16 protein-coding genes and 1 rRNA gene are annotated in these 23,450 nt (G+C 67.3%); 8 read left to right on the forward strand and 9 right to left on the reverse strand.

What is annotated here, in order from left to right:
• Nucleotides 1-39: 39 nt before the first annotated feature.
• Both AC5P9N_RS11385 and AC5P9N_RS11390 read left to right on the forward strand, forming a co-directional pair.
• The gene (locus AC5P9N_RS11385; protein WP_099485164.1) at nt 40-1,728 is read left to right on the forward strand and encodes a molecular chaperone HscC; all 1,689 of its coding nucleotides are present in this window, start codon (nt 40-42) and stop codon (nt 1,726-1,728) included.
• Complete coding sequence (locus tag AC5P9N_RS11390; protein WP_049418085.1) at nt 1,725-3,338, forward strand: J domain-containing protein; 1,614 nt, start codon at nt 1,725-1,727, stop codon at nt 3,336-3,338. Before AC5P9N_RS11385 ends, AC5P9N_RS11390 begins: the two co-directional genes overlap by 4 nt.
• A gap of 19 nt (nt 3,339-3,357) precedes the next feature.
• On the opposite strand, the gene AC5P9N_RS11395 is transcribed toward AC5P9N_RS11390, so the two are convergent.
• The 4 genes from AC5P9N_RS11395 to glyQ all read right to left on the reverse strand — a co-directional run bounded on the left by AC5P9N_RS11395 (nt 3,358) and on the right by glyQ (nt 12,339).
• The gene (locus AC5P9N_RS11395; RefSeq protein WP_049460643.1) at nt 3,358-7,215 is read right to left on the reverse strand and encodes a translocation/assembly module TamB domain-containing protein; all 3,858 of its coding nucleotides are present in this window, start codon (nt 7,213-7,215) and stop codon (nt 3,358-3,360) included.
• On the reverse strand, nt 7,212-9,008 hold the full coding sequence (locus AC5P9N_RS11400; RefSeq protein WP_080356711.1) for an autotransporter assembly complex protein TamA: 1,797 nt from the start codon (nt 9,006-9,008) through the stop codon (nt 7,212-7,214). Before AC5P9N_RS11400 ends, AC5P9N_RS11395 begins: the two co-directional genes overlap by 4 nt.
• Before the next feature lie 256 nt (nt 9,009-9,264).
• Nucleotides 9,265-11,340, reverse strand: a complete 2,076-nt coding sequence (gene glyS / locus AC5P9N_RS11405; RefSeq protein ID WP_099485165.1) for a glycine--tRNA ligase subunit beta — start codon at nt 11,338-11,340, stop codon at nt 9,265-9,267.
• Between the two features lie 87 nt (nt 11,341-11,427).
• The gene (gene glyQ, locus AC5P9N_RS11410; RefSeq protein WP_012481649.1) at nt 11,428-12,339 is read right to left on the reverse strand and encodes a glycine--tRNA ligase subunit alpha; all 912 of its coding nucleotides are present in this window, start codon (nt 12,337-12,339) and stop codon (nt 11,428-11,430) included.
• A gap of 83 nt (nt 12,340-12,422) precedes the next feature.
• Between glyQ and AC5P9N_RS11415 the strand changes: the two genes are divergently transcribed.
• The 3 genes from AC5P9N_RS11415 to AC5P9N_RS11425 are packed head-to-tail and all read left to right on the forward strand — an operon-like array spanning nt 12,423 to nt 15,938.
• A complete protein-coding gene (locus AC5P9N_RS11415; protein ID WP_099485166.1) occupies nt 12,423-14,258 on the forward strand; it encodes a GspE/PulE family protein in 1,836 nt (611 codons plus the stop codon).
• Complete coding sequence (locus tag AC5P9N_RS11420) at nt 14,230-14,976, forward strand: glutamine amidotransferase (protein ID WP_012481650.1); 747 nt, start codon at nt 14,230-14,232, stop codon at nt 14,974-14,976. The genes AC5P9N_RS11415 and AC5P9N_RS11420 overlap by 29 nt, the downstream gene beginning before the upstream one ends.
• Nucleotides 14,977-15,026: 50 nt before the next feature.
• Nucleotides 15,027-15,938, forward strand: a complete 912-nt coding sequence (locus AC5P9N_RS11425) for a BPSS1780 family membrane protein (protein ID WP_005411674.1) — start codon at nt 15,027-15,029, stop codon at nt 15,936-15,938.
• A gap of 107 nt (nt 15,939-16,045) precedes the next feature.
• On the opposite strand, the gene tatC is transcribed toward AC5P9N_RS11425, so the two are convergent.
• From tatC to AC5P9N_RS11445, 4 genes are all read right to left on the reverse strand, one after another.
• On the reverse strand, nt 16,046-16,795 hold the full coding sequence (tatC, locus tag AC5P9N_RS11430) for a twin-arginine translocase subunit TatC (protein WP_005411675.1): 750 nt from the start codon (nt 16,793-16,795) through the stop codon (nt 16,046-16,048).
• Nucleotides 16,792-17,253 carry a Sec-independent protein translocase protein TatB gene (gene tatB / locus AC5P9N_RS11435; RefSeq protein ID WP_099485167.1) on the reverse strand — a complete coding sequence of 154 codons (462 nt, stop codon included), beginning with the start codon at nt 17,251-17,253 and terminating at the stop codon, nt 16,792-16,794. Before tatB ends, tatC begins: the two co-directional genes overlap by 4 nt.
• Before the next feature lie 15 nt (nt 17,254-17,268).
• Nucleotides 17,269-17,496 carry a Sec-independent protein translocase subunit TatA gene (tatA, locus tag AC5P9N_RS11440; protein ID WP_099485168.1) on the reverse strand — a complete coding sequence of 76 codons (228 nt, stop codon included), beginning with the start codon at nt 17,494-17,496 and terminating at the stop codon, nt 17,269-17,271.
• Nucleotides 17,497-17,571: 75 nt separating this feature from the next.
• Entirely contained in the window at nt 17,572-18,465 is an 894-nt protein-coding gene (locus AC5P9N_RS11445) for a lipid-binding SYLF domain-containing protein (RefSeq protein ID WP_024957775.1), read from the reverse strand.
• Between the two features lie 165 nt (nt 18,466-18,630).
• Here AC5P9N_RS11445 and hemH point away from each other — a divergent pair, with 165 nt between their 5' ends.
• The 3 genes from hemH to AC5P9N_RS11460 all read left to right on the forward strand — a co-directional run bounded on the left by hemH (nt 18,631) and on the right by AC5P9N_RS11460 (nt 22,840).
• Nucleotides 18,631-19,593: a ferrochelatase gene (gene hemH / locus AC5P9N_RS11450; RefSeq protein ID WP_099485169.1), complete on the forward strand. Its 963-nt coding sequence runs from the start codon at nt 18,631-18,633 to the stop codon at nt 19,591-19,593.
• Entirely contained in the window at nt 19,590-20,444 is an 855-nt protein-coding gene (locus AC5P9N_RS11455; protein WP_005411680.1) for an alpha/beta fold hydrolase, read from the forward strand. Before hemH ends, AC5P9N_RS11455 begins: the two co-directional genes overlap by 4 nt.
• Nucleotides 20,445-20,734: 290 nt before the next feature.
• On the forward strand, nt 20,735-22,840 hold the full coding sequence (locus AC5P9N_RS11460; protein ID WP_099485170.1) for a methyl-accepting chemotaxis protein: 2,106 nt from the start codon (nt 20,735-20,737) through the stop codon (nt 22,838-22,840).
• Between the two features lie 480 nt (nt 22,841-23,320).
• On the opposite strand, the gene rrf is transcribed toward AC5P9N_RS11460, so the two are convergent.
• A 5S ribosomal RNA gene (rrf, locus tag AC5P9N_RS11465) occupies nt 23,321-23,435 on the reverse strand.
• Between the last annotated feature and the right edge of the window lie 15 nt (nt 23,436-23,450).

The raw sequence follows: 23,450 nt of genomic DNA on the forward strand, positions 1-23,450 counted from the left end.
TCCTACAATCGCGGTTCCCTGCACAACGGACGTCAGCAGATGATTGTTGGAATCGACCTGGGCACGACGCACTCGCTCATCGGTGTGCATTCGTCGGATGGACCGCGCCTGTTCCCCAATGCCCATGGCGAGCTATTGACCCCGTCGGTAGTCAGTCTCGACGGCGACATCGTGCTGGTGGGTGCTCCCGCTCGCGATCGCCTGATCAGCCATCCTGATCAGAGCGTGGCCCATTTCAAACGCTGGATGGGCAGCAACCGTGAAACCCGGCTGGGCGATCGCGTATTCCGTCCCGAGGAGCTTTCGGCGCTGGTGCTGCGTTCATTGCTGGCCGATGCGGAAGCCGTGCTCGGGCAGAAAGTGGAAGAAGCGGTCATCAGCGTGCCTGCGTATTTTTCCGACGCCCAGCGCAAGGCCACCCGCGCCGCCGGCGAGCTGGCTGGCATCCGGGTCGAGCGCCTGATCAACGAACCCACCGCCGCCGCGCTGTCCTATGGCCTGCAGCAGCGCGAGGAGGATGCTCGGGTGCTGGTACTGGACCTTGGCGGTGGCACCTTCGATGTCTCCATCCTGGAGCTGTTCGAAGGTGTGGTGGAAGTCCATGCCAGCGCCGGCGACAACTTCCTTGGCGGAGAAGACTTCCTGCGGGTGCTCGAGCAGGCGTTGCTGGCCGAACAGGGCCTGCGGGCGGCCATGATCGCCCCGGGCGAACGTGCACAGCTGCTGCGCCGGCTGGAACTGTTCAAGCGCGAACTGAGCCAACAGGGCAGCGGCCACCTGCAGTTCAACCTGGAAGGCCGCGAATTGGACTGGCAGCTGGATGAGGCACGCTACGCGCAGTTGTGCGACCCCCTGCTGCAGCGCATGCGTGCGCCCATCGAACGGGCCATCCGTGATGCCCGCCTGAAGCCGGAGGCGCTGGACGACATCGTGCTGGTGGGCGGTGCCGTCCGCATGCCGATGATCAGCCGGCTGGTAACCCGCATGTTCGGTCGCCTGCCATTGCGGCATGTCAACCCGGACCAAGCCATCGCCATGGGCGCGGCCGTGGCGGCCGGCCTTAAAGCGCGCGACCAGTCACTGCGCGAAACCGTGCTGACCGATGTCTGCCCCTATACGTTGGGCATACAGGTGTGCCGTCGCGATGCATCCGGCCAGGAGCGCGGCGGCTACTTCCATCCGATCATCCAGCGCAACAGCGTGGTGCCGGTCAGCCGCGAGGACGATTTCTGCCCAATCAACGATGCACAGACACAGCTGGTACTGGACATCTACCAGGGCGAAAGCCCCACCGTGGACCTCAACATCAAACTGGGTGAAATCCGCATTCCGTTGAAGGGAAAGGGCCCGGCCCAGGCAAAAAGCGTGACTGCCCGCTTCACCTACGACGTCAACGGATTGCTGCAGGTGGAGGTGACCGAACATGCCAGCGGGACCCGGCATGAGCTGATCCTGGAACAGAACCCCGGCTTGCTGTCACCGGACGAGATCCAGCAGCGGCTCGCGGCACTGCAGTCATTGAAAGTGCATCCGCGCGACGATCAACCGAACCTGGCCGTAGTGGCCCGACTGGGTCGGCTTTACGAAGAGTGCCTCGACCAGCGCGATACCCTGCAGAGATGGCTGTCGCAGTTCCATGCTGCGCTGGAGAGCCAGGACCTGGCCCGTATCGAACGCCACCGCGAGGAATTGACCCACGCCATGGATTCGCTGGAGATCGATGCATGAGGCGGGGGCTGGACGTCCTCGAACTGGACGAGGATGCTGACGAGCGGGCGATCAAGCGAGCCTACGCCAGGCTGTTGCGGGTAACCCGGCCTGACGATGATCCGGTTGCGTTCCAGCACCTGCATGAGGCTTACCAGTCTGCGTTGTCATGGGTGAAACAACGCGCTCAGCCCCTCGACATCGATCAGGACAAGCACGCCTTGCCGCCGATGCAGGATCCATCGCTGGAACCGGCGTCGCGTGCACATATCGATGCGATACACGCAGCGATCGCGCTGGATCGCCAGCTGGAGCAGGAACACGGGCCATACGGCCATGACCCTGTCCGGATCGTGCAGACCACACCGATGCCGCCAGCCGACACCGGGTTGGACAAGGTGGTAGAGCCGTCGCAGAGCGATCCGCACGGGCCTGACGCGTTACCAACGGCGCACGCCCTGGCACCGCAGCCCACGCTCGCCCCTGCTGGCGACGGCGAGCGATCGCCACTGCGTTCAGTGGATCAGATGGTCGCGGCCATCCTGATCCGACTGGCTGCAGCTGCCCGGGGCAGCGACGATGACACGACCGTGCCCGCGCTGGAAACCTGGCTGCAGGCTCAACCCGAGCTATGGTCCCTGCATGACAAGCCGCTCATCGCGGCGTCCCTGCTGGAGCAACTGCGCGAGGCGTCCCCGCCTCTGCCGCGGGAGGTGGTCGAGCACGTGGCCAGCAGCTTCGGCTGGGATGATATCGGCAACGGACTCGATGCCGAGGATCTGCAGCGGATCGTGCGTCGCTGCGATCAGGCCTGGATGCTCACGGATGCGGGCCGGCAGCGCCTGGCGTGGCATGTTTCGCGGCTGGACACCTCCATCGTGCGCCCGGATATGCGCCCGGTACTGGACCGGTTGCGCCGCCCGCGCAGCCGCTGGCGCAACCTGCTGGAGTCGCTGCCGTGGTCGCGACCCGACATCACGGTGCTGACGTTGGCGGCACTGCGTTACTGGCCCGATCGTGAGCTGCCGCCAGGCCTGTCCGCCACGCAGGTGGCGTTCTGGAGTCGCTTCGGCAGCCGTCAGGATCCTCTGCGTTCGCAGGTGGCCGCCCTTCGGGCCTGGTTGGCCGGCCTGCTGTGCGGCACGATCTGCCTGGTCGGCGTGATCAACAGCTGGCCACTGGCCTCCACCGAGGGCGGCATGACCGGCGGTGCGAAGGCCGCGCTCAGCCTCGCGATCGGCACGCTGCTGATTCCATTCGGCTGGTACCTGATCTGCGGATTACGGATGCTGATCAGCTGGCAGGTGAACCCGGTTGCGGCTGGAAGCTGGCGGCAGGTCGCCTCGCTTCCAGTTACTGTCGTTGTCGGTGCCGGCCTTCTGCTGCTGTTCCAGCATGAGTCGTTCCCGGATATGTCTGGGATCCTGTTGGCTCGTGGACTGGTGTTCGCGCTCTGGTTGGTGGCATTCATCGGTACCACCACGCAGCGCCAGCGGCTCGGTATGGCCGACCATGGCGCCCTGGACCGCGTCAGCATGATTCCCGGCCTGATTTTTCCCTGGTTGGGGCTGGTGATCGTGCTGGGCTATTGGGCCCGCACCCAGGTGCTGCGGCGCAGATCGCCGCAATGATGCATCCATGTGCGGCGGGTTATTTCTCCCGCCGCCAGTTGATCGACCCACGGTTTTCCACCGTGCTCGACTCCACTTCCACGTCGAAGCCACGACGCAGCAGGTACTTCAGCGTGATCACCGAACCGGCACCGACCAGCGACACGCCGTAGCCGACGTACAGCTTGGGCGAGATGTACTTGCCGACCCCGATCACCGAGCCACCCAGCGCGCGCGACTGGCTCACGCCGGCATCGTCCAGGCCCAGCTTGGCGCCCAGCTGCGACGCCAGCAGGCCGCTGCCAGCCGAGAGCGCCGCCGAGGCCGCGTTGACCTGCTGGGCCTGGTCGCTGCTGGCACCGGTCAGGCTGCGCCCCAGCACCAGGTAGGCCAGTGCCTCGGACTGCGACATCGCCGGCTCGGACCACACGTCCGCGCGCGGCTGCTGTGCACGCCCGGTCACGTCGATGCCGGCGGTGACATCACCGATCCGGCGCTCGGCACGGATGTTGATGCGCGGGTCGGACACCGCGTTGTAGTTCCAGGTGAGGTTGCCACGGGTGATGGTCAGGTCCTGCCCGTATGCCTTGTAGCGACCACTCACTTCCAGGCCACCATTGGCGGTCATTTCGCGGCCAGGCTTGGCCCAGACCTGCATCTTGCCGGTCAGCGCGCCCTTCAGGCCGAAGCCGGTCATCTTGACCTTGTCGCCAAGGCTGACGGTCAGGTCCATGTCCAGCGGCGAGGTGCGCGACTCTTCCGGGTCGGCCGGGTCCAGCACCACCACGTCCTCGGACACCGAGGTGCCACGATCCAGGCGTTCGAGATCGATGTCGGCCTCGGGCACGTGCACGGTGCCGCGCAGCTCCATCGCCGCCTTGGCCAGGGTGAAGCCGAGGTTGGGGTTGGCGACGATGCGCAGCTCGCTGGTGTTGGACAGCAGCACGTTCTCGCCGTGGATCTTCAGCTGCAGCGGCTGTGCATCACCAAACCACGACAGGCCACCATCCACGTACAGCGTGCCCTGGCCCGAGTTGGCCTGCGCGGTGATCTTTGCCGAACCGTCAGGCTGGGCCACGAAGCTGCCCTTGCCCTGGTCGAAGGTCAGGCCCAGCGCGGGGAATTCGCCCTTGAAGTTGCTCAGCTGCGCGTCGCCGCCCAGCGACGGCTGCCCGCGCGTACCGCGCAGGCTGACGTGGCCTTCGATCAGGCCGGTCGGGCGCACGATGTCCGGCGAGAACAGCTCCAGCCAGTACAGCCGCGACATGTTGAGGTAGAGCTCGCCGTTCAGCGGCGCACTGGCCTCCCAGCCGGTCTGCATCCTGGCATCGACGAAGCCGTTGCCCTGGAAGCCCATGCCCAGGTAGCCCTTGATGCTGGCCGGGGTCATGTCGAGCTTGAGCGAGAACTGGTCATAACGCACCAGCTCGCCGCGGGTGGTATCCCCCACGGTGTTGCGGTTCTCGCCCAGGCGCACGCCGCCTTCCTTCGAGCGCACCTCTACATGGCCTTCCCAGGCATTGCCACGCGGGCGGATCTGCGCATCCAGGCTGACATCGCCACGCAGGTAGATGCGGCGGCCGGACTGCGGCGGCAGCCACGGCTGCACCAGCGCCAGCGGCAGCGCATCACTGCGCACCACCAGGCCCTCACGCGGCCAGTTGGCCTGTGCGCACAGCGCGCCGCTGCTGGCCGCGGCCAGGCAGGCTTCGGACAGGGTGTAGGTGCTGCCGTTGATCGCGAACGCCGCCGGTGCACGCAACGACCAGGCATCGCCCTTCACCGGTGCGATACGCAGCGACGCCAGTTCGCCGCGCCACTGCGCGCCCTGCTGGCGGACGCTGCCCTGCAGCTCGATCGCGCCCATCTCGTTGCGGGTCTGCGCCGCCAGGCGCAGGTTGGAGACACTGCCCTGCGCATCCACGTTCAAGCGTTCCAGCAGCATGCCGGCGTTGACCTGCTGGCCCTGCACCGCCAGCGTGCCGCTGTCGCCGCGCCATGGCAGGTGGCCCTTGATGCTCACGCTCTCGGCGCCGTAGCCGTCCCAGTTGAGGTTGTTGCCGACCAGGTCGGCAGTGATGTCCGGCGCATCGCGCGGGCCCTTCACCTGTACCTGTCCACGCAGGCCGCCATCGGCGCCGGGCAGCAGATCGCTCAGCTGCAGCGGTTCGAAACGCGCGTCGATGTCGAGGCGATCACCCACCTTGCCCGACGCGGTCACCCGGCTGCTGCCCAGCGACAGCTTCAGGTCGCCCTGGCCCTGCGCGCCCTGCAACGCGAACTTGCCCTGTGCGTCGAGATTGCGCTGGCGCAGGATGCCCTTCAGCGACGGCAGGTCGACGGTGGCTTCCAGCGTGCCGGCCGTGCCCGGCGGCGCGTTTGCCGGCGGCGGCAGCTGGCGGCCCTTGGAGGCCAGGTTGCCGGACAGGCGGCCGTTCCAGCCCGGCACGAAATAGCCGGGGTCGAAGTCCTTCAGCGTGGCCTTGGCATCCCAGTCCAGCTGCGGTGCCCACGCCACCTGGCCTTCCACCTGCAGCTGCCCACCCGGCGTCTGCGCCTGCAGCTGGTGGATCGACGCGGCCTGGTCATTGCCGCGTACGTCGAACTGCAGCTGTGCCTTCTGCTTTTCGCGTTCGACATCGGCACGGCCGATCGCGGCCCACGCCTTCAAGGTACCGGCCAGGCCGAAGCGCGCTTCCTTCAGGGTGACCGGCACCGGTGCGCTGCCGGCCGTGTTCGGATCGGGCGCCGGCACGTAGGTCAGGTCATGGGCGACCACCGAGAAATTGAGTTTCTGCTGGTCTTCCTGGCTGAAGTCGGCGGTGCCTTCCAGCCGTGCCTCACCGCCAAGCCCTTTCACCAGCAGGGGCGACACCTTCAGCACCTGGTCCTGCAGCGACACCACCGACGGTGCCAGCTCCAGCTCCTGATCACCCTGCTTCACCTTGCCACGCAGGTTGGCGTTGCCGCCCTTGCCAGCCGCGGTGAAGTCCAGTGCGAGTGGTGCGATCGCCGAGCTGGCCAGTGCCGGCGACAGCAGCGCCAGATCCAGTTCGTCGCTGCGGATGCTGGCGCTCCAGCTCGGATCGGTGCGGCCATCGAACACCAGCATCGCATGCAGCGGCTTCGGCGCGCGCCCGGCTACGGCCACTTCCATGTGCGACAGGTCACCGCGTGCCACCAGCCCCACCGTCGCTGCGGTACGGCCACGCGGGGCCGGCAACACTGCGGTGACGGTCACGTCGGTGTCGTAGTCCTTGGCCGGGATGTAGCGGCCCTGGGCGGTGAAATTGCCCATGTCGCTGTCCACGACCAGTTTGTGCGCCTGGAACTCGCCGTTGGCGATCTCGATGCCACCACGCACACGGCTGATGTCGATCACCGGCTCGTTGGCCTGGCTGATGCGGAAGCCGTCGATGGCAATGGCATCGGCCTGGATCGCCAGCGGCATTTCGATCTGCGGCAGCGAATCGGGCCACGACGGCAGCTTGAACGGCTCGTCACTCTTGGCCAGGTTCAGCGTGGCGTTGGTCAGCTCCAGCTTGTCCAGCAGCAGCTTGCGGCCCAGCAGCGGACGCAGGTCCGGCTCCAGGTGCGCGCGCTCGGCGTGGAAATGGATGTCGTCGTAGCGGAAGTCGACGTTGTACAGGGTCAGCGGACCGGCCACCGGGCCGTCCACCTTGTCCCAGGTGAAGCTGGCGCCCACCGGCAGCCGCGCCACCACCTGTGCCAGCAGCACATCGCGGCCGGCCACGGTCTGCAGCAGCCAGTACACCGCCAGCAACGCCAGCAGCACCAGGCCGATCACGCCCACGCCGGACCACGCCCAGAAGCGGCGGCGGCGGTAGAAACGCACGCGCGGCGGCGGCGCGTTCGGGGTGGGTGCGGGCGTGCTCACAGGTCCGCTCCGATGTTGAGGTAAAGCTGGAACTGCGAATCCGGGTTGTTCAGGCCATGCGCGATATCCACGCGCACCGGGCCCACCGGCGATTTCCAGCGCACGCCGAAGCCGACGCCGGTGTGCAGATCAATGGTGTTGTCGAATGCGCTGCCGGTATCGACGAACACCGCCGCGCCCCACGGGCCGCCATTGAAGTAGTGCTCGTACTCGGCCGAGCCGATCACCAGGTTCTTGGCGCCCAGCGCGTATTTGTCGGGTTTGGGTGTGCGCGGGCCGACTTCGCGGTAGGCGTAACCGCGGATGCTGCGGTCACCGCCCGCGAAGTAGCGCAGGCTCGGCGGCATCGCCACCAGATCGCTGGTCCAGGTGGTACCCCCCTCGCCGCGCAGGATCAGGCGGTTGCTTTCACCCACCGGGATGTACCAGCGCAGCACGGCGTTGGCCTGCACGAAGCTGGTGTCCGAGCCGGCACCTTCAACGCCGGCGCGCATCGTCGCAGTACCGCTGATGCCCTTGCGCGGGAACATCTCGTCGTCGACGTTGACATAGTCGGCAACCATCTGCGGGTACACCAGCGTCGAGGTGTTGTAGACGGCATCGGTGAATTCAGTGCCGGAGGCATAGCGCCAACGCTCGCGCAGTGCGTTGATCGAGGCGATCGCGGTCCAGTGCTCGTTGATCTCGCCGCTGCGGCTGGCGATCAGCTTGAAGTTGCGCAGGTCGATGTAATCGGTCTGCTCGTCATACGCACTGGCGGCGAAGGTGTACCAGCCGTCAAGCCAGTTGAAGGCGGGGATGCGGTAGCTGGTCACCAGGCTCTTGCGCTTCTGCGCATAGTCCAGCTGCGTGTTCATCTTGTGCCCGCGGTTGTTCAGGAACCGCCGCTCGATGCCGCCGCGCACACCCGGGCCACTCTCGCTGCCGTAGCTCAGACCCGCGGTATAGATGGTGCGCTTGGCGCGGGTCAGCTTCACATCCACCGGCACTTCGCCGTTGGCATCGGCCTGGTCGGGCCGTGGCTGGATGTCGATCACGCTGAAGTAGTCCAGCTTGGTCAGCGACTCGCGCAGCCGATCCAGCTTGCCCTCGTGGAAGTAGCTGCCCTGTTCCCAGTACACCAGCGGGTCGAACAGCTTGTCGACGAAGTAATCCTGCTCGAAACGCACCGGCCCCATGTTGTAGCGGCGGCCGCTGTCCCAGGTCAGGTCGATGTCGGCCGCGTTGTCGGCGCGGGTGATCTGCACCTGGCGCTGGGTGTAGTCGGCATCGAAGTAGCCACGCTCGGCCAGGCGACGGGTGATGGTGATCTTGCTGGCTTCGTACTGCGTGTGCTCGAAGCGCTGGCCCTTGCGGGGCTTGAATGCGGCCAGGTCGTCCTGCAGGTACTGGTCATACATCGCCGGCCCGGTGATGTCGATGTGCTCACGGCGCACGGTCACCGGGGTGCCCTTGTCGACATGGATCAGCACCCGCACATGCTCGTCCTCGCGCGGCGCCTCGACCTTGATCACCGGGTTGTAGTACCCGAAGGGCTCCAGTGCCTGGCGGGTCTGCCGCTCGGCCTGTGACAGCAGGTACTCCAGGCGCGATTCGCCCTGTTCCTTGCCGATCGTGTCGTACAGCGACAGCGATTCCTGGATGTTCTCGATGATCGCGGCGTCGTCGCCCTTGTCCAATCCCTTGATGTCCACCTTGTCGATGGTGCCGCGCGCGTTGGCCACGGAGGTGGCGGCCAGCGACAGGACCATCAGCGGCAGGGCGTATTTCTTTGGCTGCATGCGGCACAGCATACCGACCGAAGGTGACGATGCGAAATGCATCACGTCATTCGGGATCGGTTGTTAAGTGGCGGTCAAAATACGCGCCTTTGTGGCGATCCTCGTGATCGCAGCCGAGGATGCCGGCATCGTGCGCGATGCCGGCGATGACCCCGATGGACATCCGCCGACGGTGTTCCGGTAGTGCCGGCCGCTGGCCGGCAATCCACAGGTCGATGCGATGCGCGGTGGCAATGCCGGCCAGCGGCCGGCACTACCGATACGGGCATCAGCTCGACAGATGCTCGATCGCTGCCACCTTGCCCAGGCGCTCGCCCAGCATCGTCAGCAGCGCCAGGCGGTTGCCACGCAGCGCCGGATCTTCCGCATTGACCATCACGCCATCGAAGAACGCGTCGACCTGCGGGCGCAGGCGGGCCAGGCGCGCCAGCACCGCCACGTAATCCTTCTGATGCAGGCTGGCGCCGGTGTCGTCGATGGCCGCGGTGACCGCTTCAGCCAGCGCGCGCTCGGCGTCTTCCTGCAGCAGTGCCGGGTCGATCTGGGCCGGAATGTCGCCCTCGGCCTTGCGCAGGATATTGCGGATGCGCTTGTTGGCCGCTGCCAGTGCCTCGGCTTCCGGCAGCGCGGCGAAGGTGCCGATCGCATCCAGGCGGCGGTCGAAGTCGTACAGCGAAACCGGCTTCAGCTCGGCCACTGCGTTGAAGTGCGTGACCGGCACGCCCTTGTCGCTGTAGTAGCCCTTCAGGCGGTCCAGGATGAAGTCGTACAGCTCGCCAACGTCGGCCTGCACGTTGCGTGCGGCCAGGCCGGCGTTGGCGCTGGCCAGCAGCGCGCGCAGGTCCAGCTCGAAGCCGCTTTCGATGATCGTGCGGGCCAGGCCCAGCGCGTTGCGGCGCAGCGCGAACGGGTCCTTGTTGCCGGTCGGCTTCAGGCCTGCGGCGAAGCCACCGGCCAGCGTGTCGACGCGCTCGGCAATCGCCAGCACCTTGCCCAGCGGCGACAGCGCGATGTCATCACCACCGAAGCGCGGCTGGTAGGCCTCGTCGATGGCCAGCGCCACCTCGGCCGATTCGCCACCGGCCACGGCGTAGTGGCGGCCGGCGATGCCCTGCAGCTCCGGGAACTCGTTGACCATGCGCGACTGCAGGTCGTTCTTGGCCAGTTCGGCAGCCCGCCTGGCCTGCGCGGCATCGGCGCCAACCTGGGGTGCGATCACTTCGGCCAATGCAGCCACGCGCGCCACCTTGTCGGCCACGCTGCCCAGCTTGGCCTGGTAGGTCACCGTCTTCAGCCCCTCACCCATCGACACCAGGCCCTGCTTCAGGTCCTCGTCGAAGAAGAACTTGGCATCGGCGAAACGCGGACGGATCACCCGCTCGTAGCCCTTGGCCACTTCGGCCACGTTCTTCGATTCGATGTTGGCGATGCCGATGAACTTCTCGGTCAGCGTGCCTGCGGCATCCAGCACCGGGAAGAACTTCTGGTTGATCTCCATCGTCTCGATCAGCGCTTCCTGCGGCACCGCCAGGAACGCGGGCTCGAAGCTGCACAGCACCGCCGACGGCCATTCGACCAGGTTCACCACCTGCTCCAGGTTGTCGTCGGTGATGCGGGCGCTGCCACCGGCCTTGGCCGCAGCGGCCTCGACCTCGGCGACGATGCGCGCGCGGCGCTCGCTCGGGTCGACCAGCACGAACGCGGCGCGCAGCGCTTCAACGTAGTCCTGCGGCTGCGCCAGCGACACCGCCTGATCATGGTGGAAGCGATGGCCACGGCTGACGCGGCCGGCCTGCAGGCCGAACAGTTCGGCCTCGACCACATTGGCGCCGTGCAGCAGCACCAGCCAGTGCGCCGGGCGCGCGAAGCCCCAGACGTGGTCGCCCCAGCGCATCGGCTTGGGAATCGGCATCGCCGCGATCGCCTCGCGCAGGATCTCCGGCAGCAGGCTGGCGGTGCTCGCGCCCGGGGTCACCGCGCGGTGCACGAAGCGCTCGCCCTTGTTGTCGGTGGTCTTCTCCAGCGCGGTCCAGTCGATCCCGGCCTTGGCGGCGAAGCCCTGCAACGCCTTGGTCGGCTGGCCTTCGGCGTCCAGCGCAATGTTCAGGTACGGGCCCAGCACTTCGCTGTGCTGCTCCGGCTGTTCCAGGCCGACGCCCGGCAGCAGCACGGCCAGTCGGCGCGGGGTCGACAGCGGGCGCGCATCGCCCAGTTCCAGCGCGACGCCGCGCTTGCGCAGGCCTTCGACGACACCGTCGAAGAACGCCTGGGCCAAGCCCGGCAGCGCCTTGACCGGCAGTTCCTCGGTGCCCAGTTCGATCAGCAGGGGGGACAGTTGGCTCATCGGTTCGATCCTGTGGTGGGGGCGCAGCGCGCAACGCGTCCGGCGCCCCGGGTAGTTGATGAAAAGCGGGTCGGTGCGGGAGGGCCGTCAGGCTTTCTTCGCGCCCGGGAAGCCCAGCTTCTCGCGCTGCTCGTAGTACGCCCTGGCCACCGCCTGGGCCAGCGCGCGCACGCGCAGGATGTAGCGCTGGCGCTCGGTCACGCTGATCGCACGGCGCGCATCCAGCAGGTTGAAGGTGTGGCTGGCCTTCATCACCTGCTCGTAGGCCGGCAGCGGCAGGTTCACTTCCACCAGCTTCTGCGCCTCACGCTCGCAGGCGTCGAAACGGTGGAACATTTCTTCCACGTCGGCGTATTCGAAGTTGTAGGTGCTCTGCTCCACCTCGTTCTGGTGGTAGACGTCACCGTAGGTCACCGGCTGGCCGTCCGGGCCGTAGGTCCAGATCAGGTCGTAGACGTTGTCGCAGTTCTGCAGGTACATGCACAGGCGCTCGAGACCGTAGGTGATCTCGCCCAGCACCGGGCGGCATTCCAGGCCACCGGCCTGCTGGAAGTAGGTGAACTGGGTCACTTCCATGCCGTTGAGCCAGACTTCCCAGCCCAGGCCCCACGCGCCCAGCGTCGGCGATTCCCAGTTGTCCTCGACGAAGCGCAGGTCGTGCACCAGCGGATCGATGCCCAGTGCCTTCAGCGAATCCAGGTACAGCTGCTGGATATTGTCCGGCGCCGGCTTCATCGCCACCTGGTACTGGTAGTAGCGCTGCAGGCGGTTCGGGTTCTCACCGTAACGGCCATCGGTCGGGCGCCGCGACGGCTGCACGTAGGCCGCATTCCAGCCTTCCGGACCGATCGCACGCAGGAAGGTGGCCGGGTGGAAGGTACCGGCGCCCACCTCCAGGTCGAGCGGCTGGATGAGCACGCAGCCCTGCTGGGCCCAGAACTGGTTCAGGGTCTGGATCAGGCCCTGGAAGGTGATCGGAACGGTCGGGGTCGCGGACATGCGTACGAGTCTTGGCCGGCAAGGGGGTGCGCTAGTATAACGGCCGACCTGCGGGGCATTCCGTACCCGGGAGGAGCAGGCAGATGGAACATCGGCTGCCGGCAGGCACGCCCGGCGAGGCGGACGGCGTCCCGCTGCCCTGGGGACGGCTGCATTTCGAGCAGATTGCCGCGGCCCTGACCGCCGATGGCCTGGTGGCCGAGCAGGACCGCGAGCGCATGCGGTTTTCCGCACAGGGCGCGCGCAACGCCAGTGAAGTGCATCCGCTGGTACTGCTGTCCAACCTCAAGCTGGCCGCCACCGGCGGCGGCGAACTGACCCTGGAACGCCTGACCGAGTGGCTGGCGCAGCGCACCGGCAGCCGTTACCTGCGCATCGACCCAACCCGGGTGGACGTCGCTGCGGTGACCGCGCTGGTGTCGCATGCCTACGCCCGCCGCCATCGCTTCCTGCCACTGGCGGTGGATGCCGAGCGCGTGCTGGTAGCCACCAGCGAGCCGCTGGTGCAGGAATGGCGTCGTGACCTGCAGCACCTGACCCGCCGCCGCATCGAGCTGGCGGTGGTCAACCCGCTGGACCTGCACCGCTACACCATGGAGTTCTACGGGGTGACCCGCTCGGTGCGCGGCGCCCGTGGCGATGTGCGCGGCGAGGCCAGCACCACCCTGCCCAGCTTCGAGCAGCTGGTGGAGCTGGGCCGCACCGGCGACGTCAATGCCGACGACCAGCACATCGTGCACATCGTCGACTGGCTGCTGCAGTACGCCTACGAACAGCGCGCCTCGGACATCCACCTGGAGCCGCGCCGCGAGATGGGGCGCATGCGCTTCCGCATCGACGGCGTGCTGCACAAGGTGTTCGAAGTACCGCCGGCAGTGATGACCGCGGTGGTCAGCCGCATCAAGGTGCTGGGCCGCATGGACCTGGCCGAGCGCCGGCGCCCGCAGGACGGCCGCATCAAGACCCGTTCGCCAGGTGGCCGCGAGGTCGAGATGCGCCTGTCGACCATGCCCACCGCCTTCGGCGAGAAGTGCGTGATGCGCATCTTCGACCCGGATGCCGCATTCAAGAGCATCGACCAGCTCGGTTTCAGCCCGCAGGAGGCCGCCGGCTGGAATGCGCTGGTCGAGCGCCCGCACGGCATCGTGCTGGTCACCGGCCCGACCGGCTCGGGCAAGACCACCACCCTGTATTCCACGCTGAAGCGGCTGGCCACGCCGGACGTGAACGTGTGCACGGTGGAGGACCCGATCGAGATGATCGCGCCCGAGTTCAACCAGATGCAGGTGCAGGCCAACATCGACCTGGACTTCGCCAGCGGCGTGCGCACCCTGCTGCGGCAGGACCCGGACATCATCATGATCGGCGAGATCCGCGACCTGGAGACCGCGCAGATGGCGGTGCAGGCCTCGCTGACCGGCCACCTGGTGCTGTCCACCCTGCATACCAACGACGCGCCCTCGGCGGTCACCCGCCTGCTCGACCTGGGCGTGCCGCATTACCTGCTGGCCAGCACCCTCAACGGCATCCTCGCCCAGCGCCTGGTGCGCACGCTGTGCCCGCACTGCAAGCAGCCGCACAGCCTCGGCGCGGCCGATTGGGCGGTGCTGGCTGATAGCCATGCTGCATATTCAGATGCCGCCACGCCCTGTCGGCCGGTCGGTTGCCTGGAATGCCGGCGCACCGGATTCCTCGGCCGCATCGGCCTGTATGAGTTGCTGCCATTGGGTTCGCGGCTGCGCGGGCAGATCCGCGCCGACATGGACCTGGCCGGTTTCACCCGTGCCGCGCGGGCTGAAGGGCTGCGAACCCTGCGCCAGGCCGGGCTTGAAAAGGTGGCGCAGGGGCTGACTACAATCGAGGAAGTCCTGTCAGTGCTGCCGCCCCCGGATGAACCCAGCCCCGTTCCTGATCCTTGAAACCGGCCGACCGGTGCCGTCATTGCGCCGCTACGGGCGCTTTCCGCACTGGATCCGCGTCGCCGCCGGGCTGGAGGAACACGAGACGGTGGTGGTCGATGTCGAGCACGGTGGCGCCCTGCCCGACCCTCATGCCTTCGCCGGCGTGCTGGTGACCGGCTCGGCCGCCTTCGTCACCGACCATGCCGACTGGAGCGAGCGCAGCGCCGCGTGGCTGCGCCAGACCGCCCACGACGACCTGCCGGTATTCGGCATCTGCTACGGCCATCAGCTGCTGGCACATGCGCTGGGTGGCGAGGTGGCCTACAACCCGGCCGGCCGCGAGTCCGGCACGATCGAACTGGAACTGCAGCCGCAGGCCGCGCAGGACCCGCTGTTCCAGGGCCTGCCGCAGCACTTTGCCGCCCATGCCACCCATCTGCAGACCGTGCTGCGCGCGCCCGACGGCGCCGAGGTGCTGGCCCGGTCGCCGCTGGATGGCTGCCACGCCTTCCGCTGGGGACGCCAGGCCTGGGGCGTGCAGTTCCATCCGGAGTTCGCCACCCACCACATGCGTGGCTACGTGCGTGCCCGCGCCGACTGCATCGGCCGCCACGGCGGCTGCGCCCGCAGCATCGAGCGCGCGGTCAGTGCCGCGCCGCTGGCCCGCCAGCTGTTGCGCCGCTTCGTCCGCCAGGCACGGCTGTCTTCAGCCCAGCCGGTGGCAAAACAGGGATAATCGGCGGCACGGGCAGCCGCCCGGCCCCCTCCTGTCCTTCCCGGATGTCCATGAAAGAGATTCGCAAGCTGCCGGCTTCGGCGGGCGCCCAGTGGTTGCTGGATACGTTCTCACTGTACCGGCGTGCGCCGCTGCAGCTGGCCCGGATCGGCCTGACCTGGCTGCTGGTGAGCTGGGTGGTCACCTTGTTGTCGACGCTGATTCCCGGCGCCGCCGGCATGGCCGTGCAGCTGATGACGCTGGCCATCTCGCCGATCATGTTCGGCGGCATGCTGTATGCCGTGGGCGAAATCGATGAAGGCCGCCCGGGCCTGGCCTCGCACCTGCTGCAACCGATCCGCGACCACCGCGTCAGCCACCTGCTGGTGCCGCTGGCGATCCAGGTGCTGGCGGTACTGCTGCTGGGCGCGCTGCTGTTCCTGATGATCGGCCGCGAGGGCTTCACCGCCTTCAGCGAGGTCATGACCAAGATGGAAGAGATCAGCCGCAGTGGCCAGCAGATCAAGCCGGATGACGCGGCCGCGCTGGTCGCCAACCTGCCGGCCAAGCGCATCGCGCTGTGGATGCTGCTGGTGTTCCTGAGTGCGGTCGCGCTGTCGCTGGCAATGTTCACCCAGCCGGCGCTGGTGGTGTTCGACAAGCAGAGCGGCATGCATGCGCTGCGCCTGAGCCTGCAGGGCTGCATCGAGAACATCGGCGCGATGATCGTGTTCGCCGCACTCGGCCTGATCGCCGCGTTCTGCATGTACATCCTGTTCGTTATCGTGATCCAGATCGCGATGCTGATCGGCGGCCCGCTGGCCGCCGCCTTCATCGCCCAGCTGGTACTGACCACGGTGCTGATGCCGCTGTATGTCGGCGCGGTCTACGCCGCGTGGAAGCAGATGTTCGTGCACCGCGGCAGCCGCGCGGCGCCGCCGATTCCGACCACGCCGACCTCGAGCGACGTGTTCCACGCCTGACCAGAACGCAGGTAGATCCACGCCATGCGTGGATAGAAAAGGGGACGGAGGGGATTAAGTCGTTTTTGCCTTTAACGACTTAATCCCCTCCGTCCCCTTTTTGTCTTTCAGGCGGCGGGCTTCTTCACTACCGACGACGGCACCAGCCAGCGTGCGGCGTGGATGCCCAGCTCGTACAGCAGGCACATCGGAATCGCCAGCATCAGCTGCGACACCACGTCCGGCGGGGTCAGCACCGCCGCCAGCACGAAGATGCCGACGATCGCGTAGCCGCGGCCTTCCTTGAACTGCTGCGGCGTCACCCAGCCCAGCAACACCAGGATCACCATCGCCACCGGCAGTTCGAAACTGCCACCAAAGGCGAAGAAGATCGCCAGCACGAAGTCCAGATAGGCATTCGCATCCGGTGTGATTGCGATCACGTCCGGGCTGAAGGTGGTGAGGAAGTGGAACACCGCCGGCAGCACCAGGAAATACGCAAAGGCGCAACCGGTGTAGAACAGCAGCACCGATGACACCAGCAGCGGCACCGCCAGGCGCTTCTCGCGTGCATACAGACCGGGCGCGACGAACGCCCACAGCTGGTACAGCAGCCACGGTACCGCCACGAACAACGCGACGAAGAAGGTCAGCTTCAGCGGTGCGAAGAAGGCACCGGCCGGGTTGGTGGCGATCATCGTCTGCCCGTTCGGCAGCTGCGAGACCAGCGGTTCGGCCAGCGCGTTGTAGAGCTTCTGGGTGAACGGCAGCAGCGCCAGCAGCACCACGCCCAGGCCCAGCAATGCGCGCACCAGCCGGCCGCGCAGTTCCACCAGGTGTTCTACCAGCGAGCTCTCGCCGAAATCCTGTTCACTCATGGGTGGCGCTCCGTGCTCTGCGCCGGCGGCGGCGTACCAGTTTCAGCGGGCGCGGCCGAAACCGGCTCGGCGGCACCACCCTCCTGCGCTGGTTCAACGGCATCGGGCGCGGCGCTCATGTGCGGCGGCAGATCCGCGGGCGCCGGTGCACGGACTTGCTGCACCAGGTCATCGCCCTGCTGCTGCGCCTGCTGGGCTTCGCGACGGATCGCTTCACCGCTGGCGCGCAGCTGGTTCTCGGTGTCCTGCATGCCCTGACGCACATCCTGCATCTGCCGCTTGATGTCCTCGGCCTGCAGTTCGCGCTCCAGTTCCTGTTTCACCGAATCCCATTGATTGCGGGCGCGACGCACCCACAGGCCGGCGAAGCGGGCCGCCTTGGGCAGGCGCTCGGGACCGAGCACCACCAGGGCGACCACTGCAATCACCAGCAGTTCGCTGAAGCCGATATCGAACACCGCAACCGCTCCGGATCAGCGAGCGCTACGGTCGTGCTCGTCCTGCGCGGTGCGCGACGCCTCCTGGCTGCGCGACTCATCGCCCAGCTGCGCGTTCGGCTTGTCCTCGTCGCGCATGCCCTTCTTGAATTCCTTGACCGCCGAACCGAGGTCCTTGGCGCCGCTGGTCAGGCGCTTGGTGCCGAACACCAGCAGGACGATGGCCAGCACGACCAACCAATGCCAGATGCTGAAACTGCCCATAAAGACGCTCGTTACGTTAGTGATCAGGCTGTCGAGCATAGCGCACCGGCTGTCAGCCGGCGCGCGTGACGAAAGTCAGTTTCCGCCCAGCGTTTCCGTACGGATCTCGCCGTCATTCACCGGCTGGAAGCCCTGCTGCTGCGGCGGCGGGTTCTGCGGCACGTTCTGCAGCGGCGCGGTGGTGGCCTCAGCCGGCGCAGCCGGTGCTGCCTGAACAGGCGCCGGAGCAGCTGCCGGGGCGGCAGCCGGGCGCGGCGCGCTGCCGCCGTTGCCGCTGCGGTTGTTGCGCGCCGCGTAGGTGGCCTCTTCCAGGCGATCGCGGAAGGCGACCACATCCATCGACGGCGAACCGGCGGCGCGGCCTTCGAAGATCATCCGCGGCGTAGTGTTGCTGCCGTAGGCGTCCAGATTGGCGGCATCGTCGATCTGCAGCACCGCGCCATCCAGGGCGACGCCGGCAAACAGGCCGCGGGCGCGCGACCAGGACCAGATCTCGGCCTTCAGCTGGCCGTCGGTGGCCGCGGCGGCGTTGCGGCCCACCGGACCGGCGGCGACGCCAGCGTCGGCACCCAGCGTGAACTTGCCGTTGACCAGGTTGTCCAGGCTGCGGTCGTTGCGGAACACGAGCACCACATCGGAGGACTGCACGCCGGCCTGGAAGCCGATGCTGCCGCCGGTGAGCTTCACGAACACCGGGTTGGACCAGGCGCCGTTGGGCATGCGCACCGACATCAGGCCGTGGCCACGACGACCGCCAATGACCAGACCGGCCTTGATCGTGTCGGGAATGACGATGACCGCGCGGCCTTCGTCCAGCAATTTATCCGGAATGCCCTGTTCAGGGATTTCCTGGATTTCAGCCAGCACGCGCACGGCATTGCGCGCACGCTGGTCTTCCTGCGGCCCGGCCATGGCCTGGCTGGACAGCAGGCTGGCGGCGATCAGCAGGGCTTGGATCGGGCGACGCATGGCAGGCTCCAGAAGTCAGTCCATAGGAAGATATAGCAAGTGACTGAAATTAGTAGCGTTGTCATGAATCCCCAATGAGCGTTCCCTGCTCACATTGATGCGCGCTATGCCTGCAATCCGAACCCTGCATCCCGGCGCGACACCGGATCGGCGACAATACCGCCCATGCTCGACGCACCCGATACCGCCGTGCTGGCGGTCAACCTAGGCACGCCCGAGACGCCGACGGCCCCCGCCGTACGCCGTTACCTGGCTGAATTCCTGTCCGACCGCCGCGTGGTCGCGATCCCGCCACTGCTGTGGCAGCCGCTGCTGCGCGGACTGATCCTGCCCCTGCGCAGCAGTCGTTCGGCGGCCAAGTACGCCCAGGTCTGGCTGCCCGACGGCTCACCGCTGATGGTGCATACGCGCCAGCTGGCGCAGGCCATGCAGGCCCTGTTGCCGACCCTGACAGTGCGCCATGCGATGCGTTACGGCGAACCGGCGCTGGCCAGCGAGCTCGACCGCCTGGCAGCCGACGGTGCGCGCCGCATCGTGGTGCTGCCGCTGTATCCGCAGTACTCCACCACCACCACTGCCTCGGTTGAAGACCGCGTCGATGCCTGGCAGCGCCGCAATCCTGGCGTGACCGTCAGCCTGGTGCGCGACTATTCGGTCGATCCGGGCTGGGTCGAGGCCGTGGCCGGCTCGATCCGCCGCTACTGGCAACAGCACGGTCGCGGCCAGACGCTGATGTTCTCCTTCCATGGCATCCCGCAGCGCCTGGCCGATGCCGGCGATCCGTATCCGCAGCGCTGCGAGGCCAGCGCACAGGCCATCGCCAAGGCGCTGGAACTGGGCAGGGACGAGTGGCAGATGGGTTACCAGTCGCGTTTCGGCCGCGAGCGCTGGCTGCAGCCGTATGCCGAGCCCAGCCTGTGGGCGCTGGCCGAATCCGGCGTGAAGCAGATCGACGTGGTGTGCCCCGGCTTCGCCACCGATTGCCTGGAGACGCTGGAAGAAGTCGCCATGGGCTTCACCGAAACACTGGCCGAGCGCGGCGCGACGATGCGCTACATCCCCTGCCTCAACGCCGAACCGGAGCACGCACGCGCGCTTGCGCGGCTGGCCGTGGCCTCGCTGGCATGAGTCTGCAACCGTTTGAACTGGAGGTCGGTGGCGCGCGCGTCGCCGGCCTGCGCAACCACGGCGATGGCCCGCGCGTGCTGGCCCTGCACGGCTGGCTCGACAACGCGGCCAGCTTCGTGCCGCTGGCGCCGCACCTGTCGTCGCTGCAGCTGGTTGCCATCGACCTGCCCGGTCATGGCCACAGCGCGCATCTGCCGGCCGGTGCCAGCTACACCACGGCCGCCGCGATCTGCCACGTGCTCGACGTCGCCGATGCACTGGGCTGGGACCGCTTCAACCTGCTCGGCCATTCGATGGGCGCCGGCATCGCCAGCCTCACCGCCTCGGTCAGTGACCGCGTCGAGCGCCTGGTGGCGATCGAAGCGCTCGGCGGCCTGCGCGGCCCCGAGGAAGAAACCGCCAACCGCCTGCGCGAGCATGTGAATGCCACGCGCGCACTGGCACGCAAGCAGCTGCGCGTGTTCCCCGACCTCGCCGCGCCGATCCGCGCACGGATGATGACCAACCAGCTCAGCGAGCACTGTGCACGGCTGCTGGTCGAGCGCGGCGTGGAACCGGTCGAGGGTGGCTACCGCTGGTGCAGCGATCCGCGCCTGATGCTGCCCACTGCGATCCGTCTCAGCGAAGGCCAGATCGACAACCTGCTGCAGGCCATCGCCTGCCCGACGCAGGTGATCTATGCCACGCCAGCGCAGTCCTACTACCCCGAGCCGATGCGCAGCGATCGCCTGCAGCACCTGCGCGATGGGCGGTTGGCGGTGTTTCCCGGCAACCATCACCTGCACATGGAAGATCCGGAACAGATCGCAGGCGTGATCCTGCGCTTCTTCAGCAACGACAACGCGGGCTGAGCAAAGGTATCCGCGCGCTTCACTCTGCGCGTCTGCGGCCGATACATCAGTTGCGGGCCCCTGCGTCCGCAGCACGCAGGTCCGGTCGGGCCTGCGGCGTGTGTCTGATTCTGCAAGGAAGTCCGCATGCCTGCTCCATTGCACCGTCACCCACAGGATGTGGCCGCGGTGTCCCTTCTCCGCGTCGCTGATCGCGTCGCATTCCCCGAATTCCCGGCTCGCGCCCTGGTCACGCACTCCTGCGTGCGCCGCGGCGTGGCCGTTGTCGTCTGCTGATCCAGGAGTCGCCGATGTCCGTTGCATCCTCCCGTCCCCCCGATACCGCCCGCCTGCCGCACCTGCAGCAGCTCGCGCACCGCGCTGACCGCCGCCTGCTGATCGGCAGCGCGGTACTGGCCCTGGCTGGCCTGGCGCTGGCCGTGCGCGGCCCGCAGGTGCAGGCTGCCGCGTTGGTGGCCGTCGCCGTGCTGCCAGCCGCGTGGTTGGGCGGGGCCCAGGCGGGCCGGGCCGTCGCTCGCAACGGTCTGGCGTTGCTGTTGTCGCTGCAGCTGGCTGTGTTGTGCGCGATCATCAGCCTGTCACCGGCATTGCCGATTGCCCTGCTGCTGGGCGTGCTGCTGGGCCATCGCGATCGCCTTCCGGTGTGGCTGGCCGGTGGCGTCGGTACGCTCGCCCTGCTGGCACCGCTACAGGGCGGTGCCGCGCTGTGGCCGACGCTGCTGCAGGCCGGCATGCTCGCGGGCCTGACCCTGTTCCTCGGCCAGGTCGCACTGCGCCTTCGCCAGCAGACCGAGGCCCTTGGCCACGGCCCGCGTCGGCTTGCCGCGCTCGCACGCGATATCGCCACCGGTGCCGATCTTGGCGCGCATGCCGATACCGGCGCCTATGCGCCGGGTTCACTGGCCCACGCCCTCGCCGACACTGCACGCCACGTGCAGGCCCAGCGTGGGCGCGAAGCCGCGTCACATGCCGAGAACGCGCAGATCCGCCAGGCCCTCGATGCCTCGCGCACCGCGATGATGATCGCCGACAACGACCATGTGATCCGCTACGTGAACCGCTCGGTGGTGGCACTGCTGCGCAACCAGCAGGCGACGTTGCGACAGGCCTTCCCCGATTTCGACGCCGAGCGCCTGGTCGGCAGCAGCATCCATCGTTTCCACGCCAACCCGGACCGCATCCGCGCGATCCTCAACGGCCTGCAGGTAGCCCACAACGGCAAGGTGCAGATCGGCCCGGTGCACTTCGCGCAGGTGGTCACACCGGTGTTCGACGCGCAGGGCGTGCGCTTGGGCTTCGCCGTGGAATGGCATGACCGCACCCATGAGCTCGCGCTGGAGAATGCCGTGGCCGGCATCGTCGCAGCGGCGGCGGCCGGTGACCTCGACCAGCGCCTGCAGGCCACTGAAGGCGCCAGCTTCCTCGATGGCCTGACCGGTGGCATCAACCAGCTGCTCGATACGCTCGGCAGCACCGTCAACGAAGTACGGCAGATGCTCTCGGCACTGGCCAACGGCGATCTGGATCGGCGCATGCACGGCGAGTATCACGGCGCCTTCGCTGCCATCCAGCGCGATGCCAATGCCACGGCCGGGCAGTTGGCACGCATGGTCGGCCGCATCCAGGAATGCGCGGCGTCGATCAGTACCGCCGCCAGCGAGATTGCGGCCGGCAACGGCGCGTTGTCCGAGCGCAGCGAGCGCCAGGCAGCGCACCTGCAGGAGACCGCAGCATCGATGGAGGAACTGACCGCCACCGTGCGCCAGAACGCCGCCCATGCGCGTGAGGCCAGTGCGTTGGCCGCCTCCACGCAGAACGCTGCCAGTGACGGCAACACGGCCATGCAGCGGGTGGTGGATACCATGCAGGCCATCGAAGGTGCCTCGAAGCGGATCGGCGACATCACCGGCGTCATCGACGGCATTGCCTTCCAGACCAATATCCTGGCGTTGAACGCAGCGGTGGAGGCGGCACGCGCCGGCGAGCAGGGCCGAGGCTTTGCCGTGGTGGCCAGCGAGGTGCGCGTGCTGGCGCAGCGTTCGGCGGCGGCCGCACAGGAGATCAAGAAGCTGATCGACGAAGCGGGCCGGCAGGTGGGCGAAGGTGCCCAGCTGGTGGCCGATGCCGGCCAGCGCATGCAGGGAATTGTCGGCGGCGTGGAGGATGTCAGCCACCTGATGCGCGAGATTTCTGCAGCGTCGCAGGAGCAGTCGATCGGTATCGAGCAGATCAACCAGACCGTGGTGCAGATGGATCAGGCCACGCAGCAGAACGCGGCGCTGGTGGAAGAAGCCACCGCTGCCGCACGCGAGCTGCAGAACCAGGCCGGCACGTTGACCGAAGCAGTCTCGGTATTCCGCCAGCAGGAACCGCTCGAGGTCTCGCGGGTCGCCTGATCCGGGCCTTCCATTCGAGTTTGATCAGGACGGCGCCCGCAGGGCGCCGTCTTTTTATGCGTGACCTGCCCCTGGTAGTGCCGGCCGCTGGCCGGCAATCGATTGCTGTGTGGGCCTGCTGTTGGTAGCGGCCAACCTTGGTTGGCGCCTTGGCTCCCCTCAGGAAGCATCCACGCATGGCGTGGATCTGCCGGGCGATGTAATGCCATCGGGTTGCCGGCCAGCGGCCGGCACTACCCGGTGTTTACCGCGCACAAAGTTGCCGGCCGCTGGCCGGCAATCGATTGCTGTGTGGGCCTGCTGTTGGTAGCGGCCAACCTTGGTTGGCGCCTTGGCTCCTCGCAGAGGGCATCCACGCATGGCGTGGATCTACCGGGTGATGCAATGCCATCGGGTTGCCGGCCAGCGGCCGGCACTACCCGCATTTACTGCGCACAAAGAAAAACCCCGCTGCGTGAGCAGCGGGGTTTCGGGTGTAAACCCTGGCGATGACCTACTCTCGCATGGCTTGAGCCACACTACCATCGGCGCAGCTGCGTTTCACTTCCGAGTTCGGGATGGGATCGGGTGGTTCCACAGCGCTAATTTCACCAGGGAGGCGGTTGGAGCG

It is taken from the genome of Stenotrophomonas sp. YJH_SMC_6 (assembly GCF_059371335.1).

What these genes read in the sequence shown, in the direction of transcription:
- AC5P9N_RS11390 (WP_049418085.1), top strand. Translation starts at nt 1,725, where the DNA reads ATGAGGCGGGGGCTGGACGTCCTCGAACTGGACGAGGATGCTGACGAG.
- glyQ (WP_012481649.1), bottom strand. Translation starts at nt 12,339, where the DNA reads ATGTCCGCGACCCCGACCGTTCCGATCACCTTCCAGGGCCTGATCCAG.
- tatC (WP_005411675.1), bottom strand. Translation starts at nt 16,795, where the DNA reads ATGAGTGAACAGGATTTCGGCGAGAGCTCGCTGGTAGAACACCTGGTG.
- AC5P9N_RS11415 (WP_099485166.1), top strand. Translation starts at nt 12,423, where the DNA reads ATGGAACATCGGCTGCCGGCAGGCACGCCCGGCGAGGCGGACGGCGTC.
- AC5P9N_RS11445 (WP_024957775.1), bottom strand. Translation starts at nt 18,465, where the DNA reads ATGCGTCGCCCGATCCAAGCCCTGCTGATCGCCGCCAGCCTGCTGTCC.
- AC5P9N_RS11460 (WP_099485170.1), top strand. Translation starts at nt 20,735, where the DNA reads ATGTCCGTTGCATCCTCCCGTCCCCCCGATACCGCCCGCCTGCCGCAC.
- hemH (WP_099485169.1), top strand. Translation starts at nt 18,631, where the DNA reads ATGCTCGACGCACCCGATACCGCCGTGCTGGCGGTCAACCTAGGCACG.
- glyS (WP_099485165.1), bottom strand. Translation starts at nt 11,340, where the DNA reads ATGAGCCAACTGTCCCCCCTGCTGATCGAACTGGGCACCGAGGAACTG.
- AC5P9N_RS11425 (WP_005411674.1), top strand. Translation starts at nt 15,027, where the DNA reads ATGAAAGAGATTCGCAAGCTGCCGGCTTCGGCGGGCGCCCAGTGGTTG.
- AC5P9N_RS11400 (WP_080356711.1), bottom strand. Translation starts at nt 9,008, where the DNA reads ATGCTGTGCCGCATGCAGCCAAAGAAATACGCCCTGCCGCTGATGGTC.
- AC5P9N_RS11420 (WP_012481650.1), top strand. Translation starts at nt 14,230, where the DNA reads ATGAACCCAGCCCCGTTCCTGATCCTTGAAACCGGCCGACCGGTGCCG.
- AC5P9N_RS11385 (WP_099485164.1), top strand. Translation starts at nt 40, where the DNA reads ATGATTGTTGGAATCGACCTGGGCACGACGCACTCGCTCATCGGTGTG.
- AC5P9N_RS11455 (WP_005411680.1), top strand. Translation starts at nt 19,590, where the DNA reads ATGAGTCTGCAACCGTTTGAACTGGAGGTCGGTGGCGCGCGCGTCGCC.
- tatA (WP_099485168.1), bottom strand. Translation starts at nt 17,496, where the DNA reads ATGGGCAGTTTCAGCATCTGGCATTGGTTGGTCGTGCTGGCCATCGTC.